The organism is Paenibacillus sp. cl130 (genome assembly GCF_900116035.1).
Classification (GTDB): domain Bacteria; phylum Bacillota; class Bacilli; order Paenibacillales; family Paenibacillaceae; genus Paenibacillus; species Paenibacillus polymyxa_B.
In genome coordinates this window covers 172,346-194,324 of record NZ_FOYG01000010.1, presented here as the reverse complement: position 1 = coordinate 194,324, position 21,979 = coordinate 172,346, and the positions used below count along the sequence as shown (strand labels likewise).

The following is a 21,979-nucleotide window of genomic DNA, read 5'->3' as shown; positions in this document are numbered from 1 at the left end:
CGTAAAATTTACAGACTAAATTCAGACGGATTCAAACCAAGCGCGCCGCAAATCTCAGCCACAATTCGCTGCTCATTGGTATCAAAGTCACCATCAGCTGCGCCAATAGCGCTACATACGCCAACGACGAGTCGGCCTACTTCAGGCTTGCCATTCAATTTACCAATCGCCTTCAGTGCTTCCTGTTTACCGATTTGAGGTGAAAATTCAAAGTTCGCTACATAGTGATTGAAACGGTTGATGACCTCACCCATATCAAACACTTTCAATTCTTCACTGATATTTATGTATCCGGCCATTTTTGTTTTCTCTTCCGGACTAATCGTACCGTCAGCAAATGCTACTAACGCACAGCCTGCAACAACAGCTTCCATAAAATCTTTATTCTTAAACTTCTTAACTTGGTCTCCAAGTCCTTTTTTAGTTGTATTCAACCAATTTTTAAATGTACTCATGTTTCCCTCCACAATTACGTATTTGGGTAAAGGTATCCTAGTTAATTTCTTCCTTTACTATAACCTGAATTACGATCTTTTTCTACAATAATATACAAAAATACGGTAAATCCGATCTATTTATTATTGGTATCCTCTCTATCTTTAGCCCTATTTCTACATAAAACCCTCTCTTCCATCATCCATCATTTGGTACCCCAATTGCAAGTCTGTGAAATGGTAGAGTTGATAGAAAGGCACAGCCTTCCAATTTCAACAGAAGCACTGTGCCTTTGACCATAATCCACGGTTTATCCATCTATAAATTTAGTTCTACTTAATTTTCACTTCTCTTTGGATATGTATTCTATCTATTTAATATATCGGTTTTCCGAAAAAATTGGTAACCAAAAAATCTACAGACTTCTCCAGCTAGCGAGTTTACAGTTTCCACCTGCCGCTCACCTGTTCCAGAAAAAAAGACTGTAGATTTTATAGATACTCCTATTCACGCTATTATCGTTCACAGCTCAAGACCTAGTTATAATCCTCCCAATAGCGATACTCCATTTCATTCTCACCTTTGGTGACGATGATCATATTTTCAATATGTCCGGTTTCTTTATTCGTTCGGTAGATCATGGTACGAGTTTCGCCCTCATCGGGTACAGAGAAGAGTACTTTGTCACTGAGCATGCCGCCACCAATGCCGACGACGTGTTCCCCCCACCCGGAGGCTGCGCCAGAACCGATGCCCGAACCTGCCCCACTAACTCCAGCCCCGCGCGACAAAATAAGACCTATTCCATATCCGGTGACGGTCTGGGCCGTTTTACCTAGAGCGTGCTCTCCGGCTGATTGGGTATGCTTTTGGACCCAGTAATCGTATTTATCCGTATTTTGCTCATAACTCACAACATTCCCTTTTTTATCGATAGATATATCCGTTTTGCTTCCGTCTTTACCTGTCAGTTCGGTGACGGCGACAAGGGAATCGGATGTGATCTTGGAGGTCTCTCCTGTATTGTAATCTGTACGGGGAACTGAGTCCTCATATTGCAGCCGCAGGACATTCATCTGGTCATGAATTTTCTGCATAACCTGCTTGTCGCCGATGGCCTCGGCGTTTTTCAGCAGTTCCTCATATTGATGATATTTATCCGCGTCTGCCTGATCCCATTCGTCTATGTTTTTGGGCTGTTTGGCAATTTCACCATCATGATCTCCAGCCTCTCCACCGCCTGCCAGCGCTGCGCTAGCGTTCATTGCCGCTGCTAGGGCTGTCCAGAAGCCACGTGTGCTTTCACCATCCGCATTTCTAAACTTCGAAGCGATGCTTTTCAGCTCAATTTCAATGGATTGAACCTTATTTAATACAGAAGAAAGTGTATATTTAGCCGTACGATAGTCATTATAAAAACGATTCCTCTCCATACCATCCCACTGGCTGTGAAGGCGGTTCATTGTGCTATCCAGGCCATTTAACTGGTTATACAGTGTGCCGTGGGCATTGGCAAATTGGGAGGCCACGCTGTCCAGCTGCTCCGGTGTGACTTGGATTTTTGTCATGGTGATCACATCCCATCTATGAAAATAGGAGATAGAAATTATATTTTACAGTAATCCTTATTTCATATTGTAAGCTATAGAGGTCGGACATTCATGAGGATTTATACGTATTTGTGTATTCAGAAGCAGTTCCTTTGATATAATGAATCCATATGAGTTTATTTCGACAATACATTATTGAAAGTCAGGTGTAGGGACATGTCAGACAAAAAAATTATCTTTTTCGATATCGACGGTACATTACTGGACGATGACAAGAAAATGCCGTTAACGGCAGAAAAGGCCGTCTTTGCTTTGAAAGAGCTGGGACATGAGGTAGCCATCGCAACAGGCCGTGCGCCTTTTATGTTCAAAGATATCCGCGAGCAGTTGGAAATTGACTCCTACGTCAGCTTTAATGGGCAATATGTCGTGCTTCGCGGGGAAGTGGTCGCTACCAATCCGTTGAACAGAGAAGCCTTGCAAGCAATGACCGATCTGGCCCTCACACATAATCATGCTCTCGTATATATGGATCATATGGACATGAAGGCCAATATTCCTAACGATGAGCTTGTGGAGAGATCAGTCCAAACGCTTAAGGCCAAGATTTCAGTTGGATACGACCCGCTCTATTTCCAGGGAAGAGATATTTATCAGACGCTGTTGATGTGTACAGCAGAAGAAGAGCCTTTCTATGAAGCGGTATTCAAGGCGTTTGACTTTGTGCGCTGGCATCCGAGTTCTGTGGACGTTGTTCCTCATGCTGGCTCCAAAGCGAAGGGCATTCGCGAAATTACATCCAGACTGGGCATTGCCGATGAAAATCAATACGCCTTTGGCGATGGCTTAAATGATGTGGAGATGCTGACAGCTATACATAACAGCGTCGCGATGGGCAACGGCTGTGATGAAGCCAAAGCCGCAGCTAAAATGGTCACAAAACGCGCAGATGAAGACGGTATTTTGTACGGACTGCAAAAGCTTGGCTTGTTAAGCTAATAGGATTGCTGATAGACTGGGCATGTTTCGGGAAAAATAAAGTCTGTTTAAAGACTTACATATGAGAAAATAGGAGGTTGTCCTTAAATATGGAGACGGAAGGCTTACGCAATGTCGAACAGCTAGCCATGAAGAAGTACAAAATTTACAAGCAGAGCCTACTCCGGTATTTGGCACGTTCCATGCTGGCGAGTATGTTCATCGGGTTCGGCGTTATTGTAGCCTTCAAGACGGGCAACTTTTTTTACATGGAGCATTCTCCATTCACTTATCCCATGGCGGCACTCACGTTCGGAGCGGCCATCATTCTGATCGCTTACGGCGGCGGGGATTTGTTTACAGGTAACACCTTCTATTACACGTATGCTGCGCTCCGTAAAAAGCTGCGCTGGGGGCAGGTGCTTCGATTATGGGCTGCCAGCTATGGCGGTAATTTGCTGGGTGCGGGGGTATTTGCACTCCTTATTTACTTGACCGGGCTGTTTGACTCCTCCAGCGTGAACAGCTTTCTACTGAACGTGGTTGAGCATAAAATGGAAGCGCCTGCAATGCAGCTATTCTTCCGAGCTATTTTGTGTAATTGGCTGGTCTGTCTTGCCTTTTTTGTTCCAATGTTTATGAAGGAAAATGGCGCAAAGATGTTTGCCATGATGCTGTTTGTATTCTGCTTTTTCATTTCGGGATATGAGCATAGTGTGGCTAATATGTGTACTTTCGCCATTGCGCTCGTGTTGGATCATCCGGGTACGGTTTCTGTCGCTGGTGTGATCCATAATCTCGTTCCGGTTACGCTCGGAAATCTGGTTGGTGGCGTGCTGCTTATGGGGGTTATGTACTATTCGGTGAATCTCCCGTTTTTGGACGAGGAAGAACACTAAAAAAAGAAGCCGTGGGACTTAGGTTCCACGGCTTCTTTGCGTTATTTTAGTAATAGAGCAGATGCTTTCTTGCCTTTTATCCTTCTTGAGCAGGAAAATGGATAAACTCCTCCAACTCCTTGAACAGCTTCTTGGGATTAACATTGTCAGGTACAACCAGAGTTAGCGGCTCATCCAGCTTCAGCACATACATGCCTAAAATGGATTTGGCATCTGCCATGCCGCTTTTGCCATGAATCCAGATGTCATAGGTATAATTCGAAACGATTTGATTGATTTTTTCAATATCCTTCACGTCTTTTACCTTGATGGGTGTCATCATTGCACAGCACTCCCCTGTATTGAATTGGGGCTTACGAAACAAGCCTTAACATCACTTTACCCCATATGAAGCCTGTTGCAAAATCTTAATTTAGAAAATGACATGCGGCGCGGAGCTGATTTTCCAGTAGCTGCCGACCTTTTCAAAATTCACGGTGATTTTCGCATTCGGCTGCTTGGTTTCTGCCGGATAAGGCACGGTTAGCAGGTAGCTGCGCTTCACCGGAGTCATGGTTACCATTTTCGCCGTAGCCCGGCTGAACTCTAGCAAATTGCCACCATCTGCGTTCAACTGAGCTAATCTGCCGTTAACTTCAACGAAAAATTTACCGACAAATTGCTCACTGGCCTGCTTTGTGTAAGCCTGCGTCAGATAGCTGATCAATTTGGTCTTCGTGCCGATGTCCTCGGACAGATAGCGGTAGCTTTTACCGTTCAACTGGAACGACTCACCTACCGGGCTGCCACCACTAATCGCATACTGATAACGAGACTGCGCCTCCAGCACTAGCGGAACCGCACTCTCGTGGTTCAGCTTGTCCAGCTGCGTCGGTTTCACGCTGGTAGCCGTGGCTGCTGGCGCCGAAGTGGACGGCTGTTGCGGCTTAGACGGCTTCACAGTCGACGGTACGGACGGAGCAGCCGCTGGTGCTACCGATGTAGATGGACGCTGTGCTGGTGCAGACGGAGCTACTGGTGTAGCGGCTTTAGCAGAACCTGCGGCTGCAGCCGGGGTCGAGGCGGCTGGAACCGATGGCGCTTGCGCCGGGGCTGGCATCGTAGCCGATGCAGACGCTGCTGGTGCTGGCACCTGGGCTGGGACGGATGCAGCCGGATTGGCCACGCTCGGTTGCGTCGCTTCCGCTGGAGCGGTCACGGCGGGCGCGGCAGCGGCGGCCTGTGCCACGCTCATAAGTGTGGCCGCAATGCACAGCGCGGATAGCTTCGTATTTATTTTCATACTCATATACACCTCCATAATCATATGTCTGCATAAACTGCACACGTTTCTATTATAAGAATTTCGCTTCTCGATTGGGTTGCTAAATTGTTTCTATTTGCCTTTTTTTGTTCATTCTGCACGAAGTTTGTCCGTATTTGCCGGGGACGGCTGTTCTGATTGTTTCAACTGCTTTGCCTCCATCTCTTCCAAGGATAGCGACAGTTGCTTAACAGATCGGTCCAGCTCCTCCAATCTGCGACTCAAAGTGACGAGGATGTATTTTAACAGAATCAGACTTAATGCAGCAGGGAATCCGACATTAGTTACGAGCTCGATCATGCCTTCAGTCGTTAAAGAACTCACAGATTCCGCCTCCTTCTTCATACATATGTTCCATCAATAAGAACTAGTGTTCCCATTTTTATGGAAATCATACGTTATCTTTTGGGCTCTCATGACAAAAAGAGCTCCAATTAGCTAGGAGCCCTCTCTGTTTTTGTTCATTCTACCTGCTTTCAGACCACTTTCGAACGACATATCAAGGAGTATATATATTCGGTTGCTGGGGCTTGGACATCCCTTCTCCGAGATAAAACCCGGTGTGCGGCGGCTGATTATAAGCTACGTTCTGCCAGGCAACACTCAGGCGATACACTGGATCATGCATAAGCGTATAGAATCGATGTTCTGACTCGTATGGTGTTGTGTAGATCCGCAGCGCCGAATTATCACTTTTGCGCCAAATGACTTCCTCACGCCAGTCACCGAAGAGATCGGCCTGCAAGGACGGTGTTCCTTTGGTTCCGTTATTGGAACTCGTTCCTGTTGCCGTAAGCAAGTTGGAAGTAGTCGAGTTCGTATAGTTCCACTTGTCTATCTTTCCAGCGCTTGATGAGGTATGATCCAGCAGTTCACGGAGGAGATCCCCATCCCACCAGATGCCAAAATTAATGGAAGACGGTAGCGTGTTGGTGATGAGCTGCCCCTTGGCTGAACGCAAACCAATACCCGGTGCCCACTGCTCGTTCCCTTTGGTCCGCGGGTCAATGTCTGCCGACATGCCTCTTCCGGTATCCTTGCCTGTATTTACGCCCCATAAAATATTTCCATTACGCGGGTCGTACATGGCAGCTCCGTAGGTGGCATTTTTGTCCTCGTTCACCTTGAACACTTCATAACCTGAACGGTCGGGGTCCAGATCGCCAACATGAAGTGCATCTCCATGTCCCATCCCCGTGTTAGCCAGCTTCGCTCCGTTATCGTCTACAACCAGCGAGCCATACACGATCTCATCCTTATCATCTCCATCCACATCCGCCACGCTCAAACTGTGGTTCCCCTGTCCAGCCGTCCCGGCATTGGTGGAGCTGTTGCTGTCAAAGGTCCAGCGTCGGCTCAGGTTACCGTTCCGCCAATCATATGCGACCAGAACGGTGCGGGTGTAATAACCACGTGCCATCACTATGCTGGGTCTCACGCCATCCAGATAAGCAACCCCGGCGAGAAAACGATCCACACGGTTACCATAATTATCTCCCCAGCTCGATACCGTTCCGCGCGGTGGCACGTAGTCAATCGTACTAAGAGCCTTGCCTGTATCACCTGAGAACACAGTTAGAAACTCGGGACCTTGCAAAATATATCCGCTCGTGTTTCGATGATCAGCCGAAGCGTCCCCAATCTTTACACCTACACCATCTACCGTGCCGTCTGCTGTTTTACATACGATCTCTGCTTTACCATCTCCATCAAAATCGTAGACGAGAAATTGCGTGTAGTGAGCTCCAGCCCGTATGTTCCGTCCCAGGTCGATCCGCCATTTGCGTGTTCCATCCAGCTCGTAGCCATCCAAAAATACATTTCCCGTATAACCGGATTGCGAATTATCCTTGGCATTGGAAGGGTCCCATTTTAACACAATCTCATACTCGCCATCCCCATCCAGATCCCCTACGCTGGCATCATTGGCATGGTATGTGTAGTTCACATTATCCGGAGTTGTGCCTCCCGCGGGCTGCTGGATCGGAACATCCAGGTAGTTGTTGTTCCATACCTTCACCGCAGGAGAAGCAGCCTGCTCTGCTCCATTGACCACGGCACGAACGGTATACGAAGATGAGGTCGTACCTGCCTTGTCCAAAAAGTTGGTTCTCGATGTAATCGGCGCATCGTTTACCTTGCTTGTCCCTCTGTACAAATTAAAGCCGACCGAATCCGCTTCCGTGCCCAGCAAGCGCCAGCTCACCAGTACACCCTCAGGCACCTTTACAGCGACAGCTCCCCGGCTTAGCTTTTCCATTTGCCTCGTAGAGGCAGCAGAGACCTGGCTATCCATCGGGGTGACCACTCCACTCAACATTACACCGAGACAGAGCAACGCAGTATACCGAAACCTTTTGTTCATCTGAATCATTAGCTCCTTTCATGGTTTGTATTTTCAATAGATTTATTTTATGTGACTGATAAGTTATTGTTATTTAAATTTTATGATAGCGCTTACATAAATGTAAAGGGACGAATACGTCCTTTTTGTTCAAAAATCCGGGCTAATGCTTTAAAAATCAGAGGTCCATGAATAATCGTTCTTCATCCGCAATGCTCTGGATATCCTCCGAGCTGATGCTGATATACTGATAGCCCTCTGCCTGTTGTTTTTTCAATGCAAGTTCCTTCATAAAACGTGGGCTGCCCTCTCCCGCATCCTCATCGTAAACAAGCAATAAACCGTCTGTTTTGCGGAAAAGGAGTTCATCCCGTGCCTTAAGTTGCCATATTCCCTGATAAGGCTGGCGGCTGACTACTCCCACATAGTCAACTTCGGCACAAATCTGCTGAAAATATTCCTTTTTGTCCTCTTTCCATTTTTCTTCCATATTTTGATAAGCCATCATAATAGAGCATTTGAGGTGGGGATATTGCTGTTTTAGTGCAGTAACGACCTCACAGGCCCACAAGTCCACCCCGTATTGGCCGGGGGTAATCACCCATTCCAACCCTTCTTCGACCAGGGGAATAAGCCTGCCTGCAATCGCCTTTTTAATATATGGAATGCCTTCGTGCTTCTGACTGAAAATATTCAGCTCATGGGCACGATAGCCCGAAACAAGCAAGTTTTTCATCTTCTCAACGTCCTTCTCCGATTATCATAAAGGTTATTGTACCACTTCAGAGCAGACCACTAAACACTTCGTTTTTTGGAGGAACGAATTGAATATAACGCAAAAGACGAACCTCTTCCAATTGGGCTGGATCAGGATCGTCTTTTGGAGTTTGGTGTTCATTCAGAACTGCTTTTTGGGTGCCTAATGAATTCCTATTATCTATTCTGAGCATAATCCTCACTTGGTATTTTCATTAAAACGACATACAGGCTGGACGTAGTATCTGCGCCGTTGCGATAAGCAAAATGCTCGTCTCCGGTGATATGAATGATATCCCCTTTGACTACCGCCGCTTCCTTATGAATAATGCGTTTGGTGAATTTGTTCTCCTGATATTATTGAAATTGGGTAAGATTATTTTTTTCCATTCCCTATCACTCCTCAGACGATTTTATGCGGACATCTTTAATTCTAATGTTGCTACTAAATATACCGGCATCACTACTTAGCTTGAATGACGGGTAACTAGGGTCTGCCTCAAGCCGCATTCTGCTATCGAACTGCTGCTCCTGCTGCTGATCTACCCAAAAAGAATAAGACTCAGACTGAACTACTTTATCAGTTGTATTCGGTGTAGTGACAACCAAGATGACGAGTACGCCATTGCATCCACAATCCTCTGTGTCATAAAACAACTTGAACATTCCCGGTCGTCCTGAAAGGGCCAATTCTAGTCTTTCAACGGACAAGGAATCCAATTCTAAATGTATGCTCATGAGATGAATTCTCTCCTTTGTAAATGAGATGTTTGGAACCGTCAGCTCCATAAAGACTAAATTTTAACTATGTGTTCATTATAGTCATGTTTTCGAATGTGTCTATGTGACTGCACTCACTGCTATCAATGAACTCTTACATAAAAAGGCAACCCGATTACACCGGGTCACCTCCGTCATCTCTCATCTTATCTAAACCAACATTCTAGTCACAACTTCTATCCTTTGTAAAAAGGATTATGACCTGTGCCTTTGCCCGATGGCATCGCCCCAGGCACCCCGTCCGCTTCAAGCAGCGGACGGACAATGAGCTTCACCGGCCATTCCCTGCTCTCGAATACCGTTTGGAACAGCTCGGCCCGGTCAGCTTCAGGAAGCGGCACCACCCGTAGCGCTTCCTTCCACGCCTGCTCGGTGATATCCCATAATTTCGCTTCCGGGATAGGATACACTTCGCTTAGCGCTTCCATAATCGCAGCTAGGTTCACCTGCGTGCCCAGCGACTGCACGTAGAAGATCAGCTTGCGGATCGTCTCATTATACAAGCTGTTCGAGTATCCCGGCCGGATATGATAACCTGGGTCCGCAATGCCGTGTTTGTCCAGATACGGCTGATGCAAACGTACGGAATCGTGGTCACGGAATAATAGGCCGTTCACCTGTCCGTCCCGCAGGACCACGCAGCAGTTCTGACCGTGAATTTCGGGTACAACGCCTACCTTGAACAGCCGCATCACCACATCATAGAATAACGCAGTCAGATTGGTATAGAATCCTATAACCTCTTCACTGGTTAACTCTCTGCCCAACAGGTCGGATAACATATGGCGACCTTCCAGCGTCACCCCAAGCGCAGCCATGGGAATAACCTGGACACCTTCTTCCAGCAACTTTGGCGGATAGATGCGAATCTGGGCGGCCAGATGGCGAGGATGATCATCGAACAATCCCATGGATTCCGGCATGTATCCCCACCAATTCCGTTCCTCGCAGAGCCACACTTTACCTGTGAGCGATTCATCGCAGGCCACCGCCTGTCGTAACATCTTCTCTCCAGCCAGACCATTCAGTAGCTTCACCACCGGGAGATAGCGGGCGGCCCCGAGAGACAACACACTGACCGAAAGCTTGAGCATCTGTGTGGATCCTTCCATCGGGGCCATCGAGCGCAGGGACGATGTCGCCTGAACCTCTCCCAATTCAATATCCAGTACAACGATGGTACCGTCCGCGATCTCTCCGTTGAAACGTGGCAAGATGATATGTTCCATCTGCCATGGATGTACTGGCATGGGCATGTATTCTTGCAGATTCAGGCCCTTCCGGGCCAATTCTGCTTCCAGCCTGCTCCGCTGTTCTTCATCCAGTACATCCAGTGTGGACAATCCTTCCTTACATCCCTGTTGTACGGCATCCCAACGCACCGCCACCCATCGCAGCGGGATCTCCTTCCTGAATTCCGCTGCATACCGGGTCACATCCGCTTCTGTGAACCCCACCTTGGCCTTGGAGGTGGGGTGAAATGGACGATCTCGCAGCGCTGCCACCTGCTCTCCCTTGATAAACCAATCGTAGGCATTGAACGGAACTTGTTCTCTCAGACGTTGTACCTGCTGGAGTCCCAGTGCCAATTGCTCGGTGGCTATTTTCACGCCTGCCAAGAATTCCGCAACCCCGGGATGCGCGTATGCTTCATCCGAAAGCGTCATCCGAAGCACAGCCTGTCCTACGACTGCCGGAGATTCAAGAAGCTTCCAGCCTCCATCCGGTGTCTCTCCATAGACGGGTGAACCTTGTACCCATTGATATCCCTGCCTTTTGCCTGCTTTCACCAGAAACAAAATCCCTTTCTGATGCAGCATAAGCTGTCCACTATGTCTACCTGCCCCATTCTCATCCTGCTTATCCTTACCTGCGACATTGCCGTCGGTTCCGTTCCCCGTTCCCCATCTGCTCTGCGAAGGACCTCCATTACCATCCCCCAGAAACATTCGGCGGAACGGTTCTGGTGAAGTAGAGAGTTCAATGAACGGATGCCCTTCCAGCGGAAGCAATTGCTCGGCCAGAAATGCATTGATCAGATCCTCCATAATCCGGCGCTCAGCGTCTTGCAGACTGGCACGCTTCATCACTGTTGACATGGTTATTGTCCTCCGTCAAATAATGGAATGCCGGGTGCGGATGACCCAGAAAATCATGATGCGAGATGGTCCAGCAATAGGCTCCCGACTTCTCGAATACAACAATATCGCCTACCCGCAGCCGCTCTACTTCCGCATCTGAATGCATACGATCCTTGGGTGTACACAGTTCTCCGACCACGTGAACTTTGTTGTCCCGTACCTCTGGTCTTGCAAACGAATGCCCCCAACGGTCCGTAGACATAATGTGAAACGGATGGTTGTGTCCCCATGATGCGGGCAAACGATTATGATGTGTACCTCCTCTTAACACGGCAAAATGCTGACCATGCGATGTTTTGATGTCCGTAACCTCTGCCGCATAATAACCGTGGTCAGCGACAAGCATGCGACCCGGCTCGAAATACAACTGTATGCCGCGTGAAGCAAGGCGCCCTCTGGCTTCACTGCGCTCAATTAAGGATGTGAACAGGGACCAGTCAAACCCGGGGCTACCATCATATGTGACGCCAAACCCGCCTCCGGCGTTAATTACTTCAAGATGCAGGTCATATGCCTGCTGCCACATCTCCACCTTTTGCAAATACATCTCAATCATCTCGGCATGCAGTCTCGCGTCCACATTGTTCGATAACGAGTGAAAATGAAATCCGCATAAACGCACCAAACCTGCGCCTTCCTCACGAATGACCCGGATTGCTTCTTCCACGCTCTCCTCATCCATGCCAAATGGACTCGGACCGCCGCCCATTACAATCCGGGTCCGCGGCAATGTGCTGCTTCTCAGATTGATCCGCAGCAGAATGCGGACTTCCTGTTCTCTCCTTGTAGCAATGGTGATGACACGCCGCAGTTCCAGCAGGCTCTCCACATGAATAAAACTCACCTGATGCTCGATAGCCTGCTTCAACTCATTCTCCTTTTTCCCTGGACCGCCAAACAGGATTGGAACCTCGCTACTTACACTCCTCACCTTGAGCAACTCACCAATGGAAGCTACCTCGAACCCGTGAACCCAGGGCAGCAAAGCCTCGATAATTCGAGGATCCGGATTAGCCTTTATGGCATAGAATAGCCGCGTGCCTCTGGACAGCGTGTGCAGCATGTGACGGACCTGCTCCTGAATACCAGCCAGATCGTAGACATAAGCACATACCGGGTCTTCACTATCCCTTTGCAGTTCATGGATCATATTCCATACGCTTGATTTCATATCAGTCCACCCGCATTTCCATAGTCATTCCGTTTCTGTTCGTATGCCCGAAAAGCCGTATTCCGGTCATCGCCCAACACGTATATGTATACCCCTCGTTCGGCCCACAGCGCCATGCCTTCCTGGCTTCTGGCCACCGTTGCATACGGTACCTGGCACTCCTTCGCGTCTTCGTATAATGCGCCTAGCGCACGCTGCACGTCTGGATGTTCCGTCTGCCACGGTACACCAAGTGATTGCGACAGGTCTGCCGCCCCCTCTAGTACCCAGCTCACCTGGGGATGAGACAGAATGCTCGCACTTTGCCGGACGCCCTCCACACTTTCGATCATCGGTACAACCATCACCTGTTCATTCGCTTCCTGAATATACCCGGTGAGTGGATACTTGCCGAATACCCCCGGTCGCCCACTGTTCAGACTCCGCATGCCAAGCGGATGATAATACGCATGACGAACCGCTTCCTCCACCTGCTCCCGCTGTTCCACATGAGGTATGACAATGCCTTGTGCGCCGCAGTCCAATACCTTTAGAATCTCTGTTCGCTCTACCTTCGAGATGCGTACCAGCGGGGTCATCCCTGCCAGTTCCGCAGCACGAACCAGCTCTTCCACCGATTCCATATTCGTTGCGGCATGTTCCAGGTCGATAATTACAAAATCATACTCCGCATGTCCAATCATCTCAATGATGACCGGTTGCGGAATGGAGACAAAAAGACCGAACACCGGCTGTTTACGTTCAATTTTCTCCTTCAGCGTGTTGGTTCTCATCTGAGAACGTCCTTCGCCAACTTCAGCGGATTGCTGGCCTTACGGAAATACAGTTCCCCATCCCCATACAGGCGGCGCTTGGTCATCTCTTCAATCAGCGCATCCTCGGCAAAAAGATCAAACCACTCGAACCGTTCCTCGTACTCCGGGTGCTCTCGCTGATAGTCCACAATCGTGGCCGCGCACAGCTGCCAGAACGCTTCTTCCGTCAGACCGAAATTCTCCAGCGTCAGCGCAATATCCGTCATGCAAATAAAAAAGAACGCATCATACGTATAGTCCCGGACTTCCGACACGTCACCCGCGTAGATAAAGGAATACCGATTGAACTTGCGGTGGGTCTCCGGTTCGGGGTGCAGCTTCGGGGCTCGTTCTGGATTCAGCAACTTCTCGGGTACATAGCGGACACCATCATGAAGGTCCTTGATGATGATCCGTTTCGGCAGATCATTTTCCAGCACCAAAATGATATTCTGGGCATGCGATTCCAGCGCGATGCCGTGTGCATAGAGCAGATGAATAATAGGCAGCGATACCGTTCTAACGAGCGCTTCACTCCACTTCTGAATGCCATGATGCTTAACTGCACCCTGGATAAACGGTACCCCGTTCGACTGTACCAGCATAAGTGCATTTAAGGGCCAGGCAGTCTCGCCTTCTTGCAGATGAACAGATACATTTTCACGCCAGATCGCCCCTGTTGTGCCATACGCCCGTCCATACTGGATTGCAGGCAAATTCTCGTACCGGAGCGAGAGTCCCATGATCTCTTTCAGAATGGAAAACTCTTCCCGTTGCAACAACTCATCCTCTCGAATGAGTGCTTCCAGCCAGTCGCTGATTAGCGGTGCATTCTGGGTCGTGTGCTGTGCCAAAATGCGTATGCTCGATGTATTGGTAATACTCAGCGACAGCTTGAGATACGGTGCCTTCGAATTCATCCGGTTCGACAGGGAACGAATGGACTGCTGGGCGCGATAGGTTGAGTCCGAAGGGCCGAGAAAAACGATATCTCTGTCCATTCGTTGCCGGGCAAACACCGATTCCAACTGGTGTTCCCACTGCCACGGATGAACAGGAATGAATATATAGCGTTTACCCTCCGTGTCTTCCGACTGAAGTATCTGATTAAATCGGCTGATATCCTCCTCTGTGAGATGTTGTCTCACCAACTGTTCTGACGTGTAGCCTGTGGAAAGAGCCGTTTGCACAAGTCCTTCTTTCACGGCAATCCAGTATACGGTCACATCCGAGTTAAACTCTGGACCGTAAGCAAGATTGTCTTTTAGGGTGAAGCCAAGCCTCGACTTGTAGCTTGGATGGTAGAGATGACCATCGCTCATATGGCTTTCGAGGGCATCATAGTGCAGGTCTTCATCCGGAATCTTCTCAGGCAGCAAAGCCCGGCACTGACTGTCCTTCGCCATCGTCTCCAGCAATTCCTGAATGAAGGCCGTCACATTCGCACCCTCCAGAAGGTTCAGTACCATTTCCTCCAGAAACAGATCCAGATCGGTGCAGGGAACGCCCTCTCTTCGAATCGAGCCCTTCGCCACCTTCACTCGGCCAAATGAAAATTTTCGCTCCGCCTCACAGCTGTATGTCACAGCCTGCCCTGACGTATTCCGCCCCACAGTGCGCCATTCGTTCCCATCCACCTTACAGTCAAGGATACCCTCGAACCACATGGCTTCCAGTGCCTGCCGCATGATCCGTTCCTGTACATCCGTGTATACTGCCGTCTTGTGACCTTTCTCAGCCCTGTACCCTATGAACCCCACGCCACTTCACTCCCTATTCGGTTCATTATATTGCTCACCGGCACATACGCCGGGGTCTGACTGATCCCCTTGAGACAGCTCACCAGATTTTGTTTCGCCAGAAAACTGTCCGTGGTCAGCAAATGCTGCACATATACGTTTCCATTTCGGTCTAGTTCCTTCACCAGCACTTCGCGGACCTTTGCCCAGAAATGTTCCTCCGGTACGTTCACATCCCTTGCCATCGCATGAATGAGGGAACCCAAATGATTGATAATAAAGTAATAGGATGTCCTCGCCCAAGCCTTGTCCCGTGGATAAAACAGCAATCTGGAGGGAGCGGTATCCTCCTCATGGATCAGCTCCGCATCGACACTGACTCCTTCCAAGTCACGCACGATAAATGCCTCAGGCATTCCGTCCCTTAGCGTCACGAGAGTATTTTGCAAGTGAGCTTCAAAGTGAATGCCGCGCTCTCCGGCCGCTCGTACAATGGGCAGCAAAGACAAGGTCAGATAACGTGCAAACCAGCGTTCGGCTTCAGCACGTACGCCACCCAGCATCGTCATAAGTCGTGATCGCATTCCCGGCAAGGGGGCTTCTACCAGACTCGACAGGACATATGTACATTCCGGGTCAAACTCAATCGGTCTGTATGCGACGGTAAACAGACTCGTTAATTCTCCCTCCTGAAAGTCACAAGTAGCTACACCTGTCTCATAGGCAATCTGCGTATGCTGATCTGCACCGAAACAATTCTGCTGCCTGACGTACCTGGAGGCGTCCAGCGTCCTTCGCATCTGCTCTGCACTATTGGTGCGAATCATGTTGGTAATCTGCATGTTCAGCGACAGCTTGATATTGCAATTCAGCTCTGGAATATAAACAGTGCGTACCGAGGAGGTCGGGTAGGCCTTCGGTCCGCCGTTGCCCATCGGAATGAGTTTCTTGTCCAGAATATACTGTTGGACCTCGGACAAGCCCAACACGTACGCATACTGCCAGGGATGGATAGGCAGGAGTTCATACTCATCCCCATACTCACCGCACTCCGCTTCCCAAGCTTGTTCCACATGCCCGTGCAGGCTGGCTTGCAGATTGATCCTAGTGTAATCATCCACCCATTCCTGCATGTACACATCCTTCCTCACAGCAACGTAACAGAGTTGGAACGAGGTACGCAGTTCTGGGCTGTACATCCGTACGTCGTGTTCGGTGAAGCCTTTGGAGTTTTTCGGAAACGGGTGAAAGGGATGACCATATACCAGAGACTGTTCAGAAGTACAGTAATCATATATGCCAAGTCCAGCAGCCTGCTCGATATACAGCGCAAGATTATTCACGCTGTTATCTACCTTTTCCGCAAAATCACGCACATCAGCCGCATGGGTCAACCTGCCTTGCTCATGCCGGCTGTTTCCATACGCCGTGTCTTCACTCAACTCCCGTGTGATCCAGCGAACCAGGTCCTGATAATGCACCGCTTGCCCGTGCTGTTGTACGCTTCGGTACTCATGCTCTCCCATAGCCGAGTAATACGCTAATTGTCCGGTTATCATCACCCCGCTGGCCTGAAAAGCAACTGCGTACGTCATCGCATTCGGATCAATCCGAATGTCGCCCTCCTTCTCCACCGCAAGCTCCCGGATATAACAATTGAGCAGCAGCTTACAAGAGTGTATATTCGCCTGCTGCTCTGCTTCAGACCTGAGCCTGTTTTCCATCTCGAACAATGTTGCCAACCTTCTTTCGGGTTATAAATAAAACAAGGGACAAGGTCACAGGATGGCACAGCCGAGACCCATACTAATCTCTTTCAGTGCCGCCCATCTGGCCGTATCTGCTGGTGTTCTGACCCGTTGAACCATTAGCAGACTAATCATCCAGAGTACCTACACTGCTGACCAGCAGCGGAATGCTGGATGGATGCCACCGCTTGCGGCGGGCAGGCACGTCCATTCGAATATACCGATCACACCATAGGAGCAAGAACAACGCAAAACGCAAGCGGGCTATTGAGCCAGAACAAGCAATGATTTGCCCTTATTCTGCAATCGACTTTTCGAAATGATGTTCCATCTGAAAAAGATACTCCAGGTACAACCGGACGACATCACGTGTGGTCCCCCCAAAGGGGAAGACATGGTGGGTCAGGTCCGGCAATGCGTTGACTTCCAAAATGCCTCCCTGATCTCCTGTCAGCGGCTGGCGGATATTCTCACAACGGATATCAATGCCAGCCACATCAATCCGGAGGGCTCCTGCGGCCTCAATTGCCATTTGTGCATTGTCAGGAAGAATCGCTTCCGTACAGTCCATATAAAATTCACTGATGTTCCCGGCGGCCGAATTGCGAAGATCATATAGCTCGATCTCCCTTCCTGCCGCAGGTACCTCCTCCAGTGTGATTCCCTGTCCAAGCAGAACCTTTCGCAAAGGCTCTGCGTCTTCATTAATCTTGGGAAAGGCCTCGAACTTCCCTATACTGGTATGCTGGATTCGCTGCTGATTCAACATTCGAATCAACGCCCGGATGGTTGAGGTGCCGTCTCCTTCTACATAGACAGGTCGATACTCATTTACTGCCGCCACTTCCCCGTTAATGACCAGTACCCTGTAATCCACACCCGTTACGAATTGCTGCAGCATGATGCTGTTACTATGGGTACCCGCCCGGGCAATAGCCGCTTCCAGTTCCTCGTTTGTTCGAACGTCCAGTGTCACACCTGCACTGCCGCTTGCGTCCAGCGGCTTCACTACAACGGAACGATGCAGTTTCAGAAACTGCGTTGCCTTGTCACCCATTGCCTCGATAACGATAAACGGCGGCACAGGCATTCCCCGCTCATGCAGTAGCATATTACAAACCTGCTTGTTCTTGGCGAGCAGTCCAGCGATCAAGGGTAGACGATGCGATCTGGTTTTATTAATGACTCTGCGCTTATCCCCATAGGATAATTCCAAAAAATCTTCACATTCTGCGAGAAGTGGCTCGCAGGTCATTCCCATTTCTCTTGCTTTGCTTATGATGAGTCGGTTTTGCAGATTATGAATTCCTTTCGGAAACAATGAAAATCCTCCCCGACCGAATGAAGGCGTTCGCTCCTGGTTGTGCTTTCATCGGATTGATTTGATGGAAATAATATTGATAATGATTATCAGTTTCAAACAAAATCTATTTTATGGCAATTTCAGTCACCTTGTCAATAATAAGCTTTTTAGGAAAAATAAGATGGTTTTTGCAGGGAGAGAATCCCCAAATGAAGGAGTGTTCATGGAACAATGGGCACAACAAATAAGGCAAGCTCTGAATTTCGTTATGTCATAAGCTTGCCTGTGCTATTCGCTGTATTGAGATGCAATGAAGTATAGGCTGGGGATGTGGATGATGATCATCGGCATTAATGCTTTAATTTGGGGCAGGTTGGGCAGTAATCTTCTGGATCATCTGCAGCGAGATAATAGAAACAACAGGTTTTGCGCACACGAATGGGTGTATCTGAGACAGCTGTTGCCCGCTTGGGCGTGTTAAACTGCTTGAGCGGATTACGGGATTCACCAAAGAGATGTGCAGGTGCATCACGAATTAGATAATGGAAGTCCTCTTCGACACGCTGCTTTTCTTCAGGCGTGGCTCCTTCAGCAAACTTGTTCTCATAGAGCCAGTATACGTAAATGGCCGTGTTCTCCCACAGGACTGAACGTGAAACCCGCGTTGCCTTGGACAGCGATTGCCACACCTTGGCCAGATTACCGGCGAACATCTGTTCAATCACCTGATCTCTCCATACGCCACGCTGATCCGCCTCCGGTGAGCTCGTCTGCCAATTAGTCAGACGAGCCTTGGGGAGCCATGCCTCCCCCTGATAACTGGATTCGATCGTGCCGTTGGCAATCTCATAATTTAGGCCTTTGTTGAAGCGTGACATGGCATAGAGACCCGAAGCCAAAATCAAGTAAGCATACCGTTTAGCAAAGAGAGATACAGTAGCCGTTTCAGAATCCGTCTCAAAGATGCTACTCACCCCTTGCAAATAGTTCAGGCTTTTGGACGGGTCCAGCAAGTCCGTAAATGGCATCGAAAATGTACGATCTGTCGAAGGCTCCCAGGTCAAACGGTATTCGGCAGCCAAGGCCTGCATCTCTTGATCATCAAGCCAAGTGGCTGTAGCGTGTGGTTTCATTTAACTTCCTTCCCTTCCCGTGCGGAATGCACATTGGTGTGCCAAACAGCGGATCAACCGCAATGTCGCACTCCATCTGGAAGACCGCGCGGACCATGTCCTGCGTAACAATGTCTTCCGGTTTTCCTTCCGCGTAGATGGACTTGTTGTGGACAGCCACGATATGGTGAGCATAGCGACACGCAAGATTCAGATCATGAAGAACCATCACTATGGTGCGCCCCTCCCGTTCATTCAAATCGAACAGCAGATCCAGAATATCAATCTGATGGGTCATATCCAGATAAGTCGTTGGTTCATCCAGCAGCAAGGTCTCTGTTCCCTGTGCGAGTGTCATCGCAATCCAGGCACGCTGGCGTTGTCCGCCGGATAATGCGTCCATGGGCCGATCAGCCAGAGCAGTCAGATGTGTGGATTCCAGCGCGAGCCTGACCATGCGTTCGTCCTCACCTGACCACTGTTTCAGCCAGGTCTGGTGTGGGTACCGTCCTTGCCGAACTAGTTGGTTCACTGTAAGTCCCTCTGGAGCAGAAGGGCCTTGCGGCAGAATGGACATACGTCTTGAAATTTCCTTGGTAGGCAACTTCGCAATCTCCTCGCCATCCAGCAGCACCGAGCCTGAACTGGACTTCAGCAGCCGCGCCATCGTTCGCAGCAAGGTGGACTTCCCGCAACCGTTGCTGCCAATCAAGACAGTAGTTTTCCCCTTGGGAATAGTCAGGTTCAGATTCTCAATAATAGGCTCTGCGCCATAGGCGATCGTAAGGTCCTTGGCTTCCAGAATACTCACAGCATTCTCCTCCTCAAAACTGATTTCGATTCTTGAACAACAGATACAGGAAAAACGGTGCTCCTACCCCGGCGGTAAATACCCCTGCCGGAACATCGAGCGGCAGAAATACCGTACGGGCAATCAGATCAGCAGCAAATACAAGCAGGGCACCGACCAGTCCCGAAACGATGAGCATGCTGCCAAACATACGCCCTACCAGTTTCCGGGCAATATGCGGCGCAATCAGACCGACAAAACCAATCGTCCCCGCGACAGCTACAGCACCCCCGGCCAGCAGTACACTGCACAGTAGCAGTGCTGAACGATGACGCTGTACAGTGACCCCCAGCCCGGTGGCTAGATCATCCCCGAATTCCTGTGCGTTCAGACTACGGGCAAACCAGATCGCCAACGGAAGCACGATTACAATCACCGGGATGATCGTTCTGACATCGGTCCACGATGCTCCATACACACTCCCCGTCAGCCAGATATACGCCTGACCAGCCGTATAGAATGGACTAAGAATCAGCATGAAGGTCGTCCCGGCCCCCGTAATGGCTGACACTCCGATTCCGATCAACACCAGTCGAATCGGGCTTACTCCTTTTTTCCAGGCAAGAAGATATATGATGATTGTGGTAATCATCGCGCCCATAATGGCAAACAGCGGCAACAGCTTGATACTGATGGTTCCACCCAGCAGGGTGACAAAACCTACAGCGGCAACGGCAGCTCCTCCCGTTATCCCGATCACATCCGGTGAAGCGAGCGGATTACGAATAATCCCCTGCAATAGGGCACCGGACATGCCTAGTGCTGCACCAACAAGCAACGATAACAGCACACGCGGCAGCCTTAGCGTCAACACGACAAAGTCATGATCGCCTGCGCCCAGACCGAAAATCGTCTGCAGCACATTCAGCGGAGATATGAAATCATTACCCACACTGGTTCCTAGAATGGATGCAATCAATACCAAAACCATACAGATTCCGATGATGAACAGCGATTTGCGCTCCATTTGCAAGGATAACGTATCTTTCTTATTGCGAAAAGTAATCATCTTCCTCATATCTTCGTCCCCCCCTTGCGGGCAATATAGACGAAGAAGGGACCACCAATGAGCGCTGTCATAACGCCAAGCGGAACCTCCTGCGGCATGATGATCAGCCGTGCAACAACATCCGCCGCCAATAACAAAATGGCGCCGCCCAGAATGCAGTAGGGAACAAGCCAGCGGTAGTCGTTGCCAACAAACGCCCGCATGATATGCGGTACAACTAATCCTACCAGACCAATCGAACCGGCCACCGCAACAGAACCACCGGCTAGCAATACCGTAACGACTCCCATAAGCAGCTTAACCAGTAGCACGTTCTGTCCCATGCCTTTGGCGATATCATCACCGGTCAGGAGCAGATTGATCGCCCGGCCCATAAACAGGGATACCACAATGGCAACCGTCATATATGGCAGTACAGGATACAGCATGTCGAGTGTCCGACCGCTCACTGAACCTGCAAGCCAGAACAACACGTCCTGTAATCCCGTTCCATCCAGCACCAGGATTGCCTGCGTGAACGAAGCAAAAAGTGCAGAGATGGCGGTACCCGCCAGCACAATCTTGATGGGAGTCAGACCATCACGACCGATGGACCCAAGCGCGTACACAATCACTGTTGCAATGGTTGCCCCGGCAAAACCAAACCACATCATCGTACTGAGCGAGGACACCGACAGCACCACGATGGCAATAACGATAAAAAAGATGGCGCCCGCATTGATCCCAAACACACTTGGTGAAGCGAGCGGATTACGAGTTAGCGCTTGCATGAGTCCTCCCGCCACCGCCAAACTTGCACCAACAACAGCGGCAATAATTGTGCGTGGTAAACGTTCTGTCAGAAGTACGACATGCTCCACTGAGCTTTCGTCATAGTGTTGTAGTGCATCCACTGCTATTTGAAATGTTATGTGTGTGCGTCCCAGTATCATGCTGGCTACACAGGCGAGTAATAGTAAAATGAATAAGCCGGATAGTCCATACATCTTCGTACTTGCCTTCGTAAAAAGGGGAAACATATTCTCACTCTTTCATTCGTGAAATGCAAAAAGACCTGCCTGCCCATA

General features: G+C 49.5%; 20 protein-coding genes. 2 read left to right on the top strand and 18 right to left on the bottom strand.

The annotated features are described in order from the left end of the window. Positions 1 to 8 precede the first annotated feature (8 nt). Together BM358_RS23210 and BM358_RS23205 are read right to left on the bottom strand one after the other, a co-directional pair. A complete protein-coding gene (locus tag BM358_RS23210) occupies positions 9 to 455 on the bottom strand; it encodes a tellurite resistance TerB family protein (RefSeq protein ID WP_023987192.1) in 447 nt (148 codons plus the stop codon). 516 nt (positions 456 to 971) lie between these two features. Further along, entirely contained in the window at positions 972 to 2,003 is a 1,032-nt protein-coding gene (locus BM358_RS23205) for a WXG100 family type VII secretion target (RefSeq protein ID WP_023987191.1), read from the bottom strand. 198 nt (positions 2,004 to 2,201) lie between these two features. Here BM358_RS23205 and BM358_RS23200 point away from each other — a divergent pair, with 198 nt between their 5' ends. Continuing rightward, the gene (locus BM358_RS23200) at positions 2,202 to 2,984 is read left to right on the top strand and encodes a Cof-type HAD-IIB family hydrolase (RefSeq protein WP_023987190.1); all 783 of its coding nucleotides are present in this window, start codon (positions 2,202 to 2,204) and stop codon (positions 2,982 to 2,984) included. Positions 2,985 to 3,073: 89 nt separating this feature from the next. Continuing rightward, positions 3,074 to 3,862 carry a formate/nitrite transporter family protein gene (locus BM358_RS23195; protein ID WP_013308962.1) on the top strand — a complete coding sequence of 263 codons (789 nt, stop codon included), beginning with the start codon at positions 3,074 to 3,076 and terminating at the stop codon, positions 3,860 to 3,862. A 76-nt stretch (positions 3,863 to 3,938) separates the two neighbouring features. Here the strand turns inward: BM358_RS23195 and BM358_RS23190 are convergent, their stop codons facing one another. The 16 genes from BM358_RS23190 to BM358_RS23110 form a co-directional block, all read right to left on the bottom strand. Then, a complete protein-coding gene (locus BM358_RS23190; protein WP_023987189.1) occupies positions 3,939 to 4,184 on the bottom strand; it encodes an HPr family phosphocarrier protein in 246 nt (81 codons plus the stop codon). Between the two features lie 90 nt (positions 4,185 to 4,274). Further along, positions 4,275 to 5,144: a DL-endopeptidase inhibitor IseA family protein gene (locus BM358_RS23185; protein ID WP_028542069.1), complete on the bottom strand. Its 870-nt coding sequence runs from the start codon at positions 5,142 to 5,144 to the stop codon at positions 4,275 to 4,277. Positions 5,145 to 5,255: 111 nt separating this feature from the next. After that, positions 5,256 to 5,489, bottom strand: a complete 234-nt coding sequence (locus BM358_RS23180; protein ID WP_023987187.1) for a hypothetical protein — start codon at positions 5,487 to 5,489, stop codon at positions 5,256 to 5,258. 175 nt (positions 5,490 to 5,664) lie between these two features. Continuing rightward, positions 5,665 to 7,530 carry a rhamnogalacturonan lyase gene (locus BM358_RS23175; protein ID WP_028542068.1) on the bottom strand — a complete coding sequence of 622 codons (1,866 nt, stop codon included), beginning with the start codon at positions 7,528 to 7,530 and terminating at the stop codon, positions 5,665 to 5,667. A gap of 157 nt (positions 7,531 to 7,687) precedes the next feature. Then, entirely contained in the window at positions 7,688 to 8,245 is a 558-nt protein-coding gene (locus BM358_RS23170; protein WP_023987185.1) for an SLOG family protein, read from the bottom strand. 416 nt (positions 8,246 to 8,661) lie between these two features. Continuing rightward, the gene (locus tag BM358_RS23160; RefSeq protein WP_028542067.1) at positions 8,662 to 9,003 is read right to left on the bottom strand and encodes an iron-sulfur cluster biosynthesis family protein; all 342 of its coding nucleotides are present in this window, start codon (positions 9,001 to 9,003) and stop codon (positions 8,662 to 8,664) included. Positions 9,004 to 9,221: 218 nt separating this feature from the next. Beyond that, positions 9,222 to 11,144: an IucA/IucC family protein gene (locus BM358_RS23155; protein WP_028542066.1), complete on the bottom strand. Its 1,923-nt coding sequence runs from the start codon at positions 11,142 to 11,144 to the stop codon at positions 9,222 to 9,224. Next, entirely contained in the window at positions 11,104 to 12,357 is a 1,254-nt protein-coding gene (locus BM358_RS23150; protein ID WP_049828458.1) for a type III PLP-dependent enzyme, read from the bottom strand. The genes BM358_RS23155 and BM358_RS23150 overlap by 41 nt, the downstream gene beginning before the upstream one ends. Beyond that, on the bottom strand, positions 12,354 to 13,130 hold the full coding sequence (locus tag BM358_RS23145) for an HpcH/HpaI aldolase family protein (RefSeq protein ID WP_028542065.1): 777 nt from the start codon (positions 13,128 to 13,130) through the stop codon (positions 12,354 to 12,356). Before BM358_RS23145 ends, BM358_RS23150 begins: the two co-directional genes overlap by 4 nt. Further along, the gene (locus BM358_RS23140; protein ID WP_028542064.1) at positions 13,127 to 14,911 is read right to left on the bottom strand and encodes an IucA/IucC family protein; all 1,785 of its coding nucleotides are present in this window, start codon (positions 14,909 to 14,911) and stop codon (positions 13,127 to 13,129) included. Before BM358_RS23140 ends, BM358_RS23145 begins: the two co-directional genes overlap by 4 nt. Continuing rightward, the gene (locus tag BM358_RS23135) at positions 14,899 to 16,614 is read right to left on the bottom strand and encodes an IucA/IucC family protein (protein WP_231517219.1); all 1,716 of its coding nucleotides are present in this window, start codon (positions 16,612 to 16,614) and stop codon (positions 14,899 to 14,901) included. The genes BM358_RS23140 and BM358_RS23135 overlap by 13 nt, the downstream gene beginning before the upstream one ends. Positions 16,615 to 16,933: 319 nt before the next feature. Beyond that, a complete protein-coding gene (locus BM358_RS23130; protein WP_023987178.1) occupies positions 16,934 to 17,959 on the bottom strand; it encodes an ATP-grasp domain-containing protein in 1,026 nt (341 codons plus the stop codon). A 332-nt stretch (positions 17,960 to 18,291) separates the two neighbouring features. Further along, complete coding sequence (locus tag BM358_RS23125) at positions 18,292 to 19,074, bottom strand: IucA/IucC family C-terminal-domain containing protein (RefSeq protein ID WP_049828457.1); 783 nt, start codon at positions 19,072 to 19,074, stop codon at positions 18,292 to 18,294. Continuing rightward, positions 19,043 to 19,864: an ABC transporter ATP-binding protein gene (locus BM358_RS23120; RefSeq protein WP_023987175.1), complete on the bottom strand. Its 822-nt coding sequence runs from the start codon at positions 19,862 to 19,864 to the stop codon at positions 19,043 to 19,045. The genes BM358_RS23125 and BM358_RS23120 overlap by 32 nt, the downstream gene beginning before the upstream one ends. 13 nt (positions 19,865 to 19,877) lie before the next feature. Next, entirely contained in the window at positions 19,878 to 20,921 is a 1,044-nt protein-coding gene (locus BM358_RS23115; RefSeq protein ID WP_023987174.1) for a FecCD family ABC transporter permease, read from the bottom strand. Next, on the bottom strand, positions 20,918 to 21,931 hold the full coding sequence (locus BM358_RS23110) for a FecCD family ABC transporter permease (RefSeq protein WP_023987173.1): 1,014 nt from the start codon (positions 21,929 to 21,931) through the stop codon (positions 20,918 to 20,920). The genes BM358_RS23115 and BM358_RS23110 overlap by 4 nt, the downstream gene beginning before the upstream one ends. Between the last annotated feature and the right edge of the window lie 48 nt (positions 21,932 to 21,979).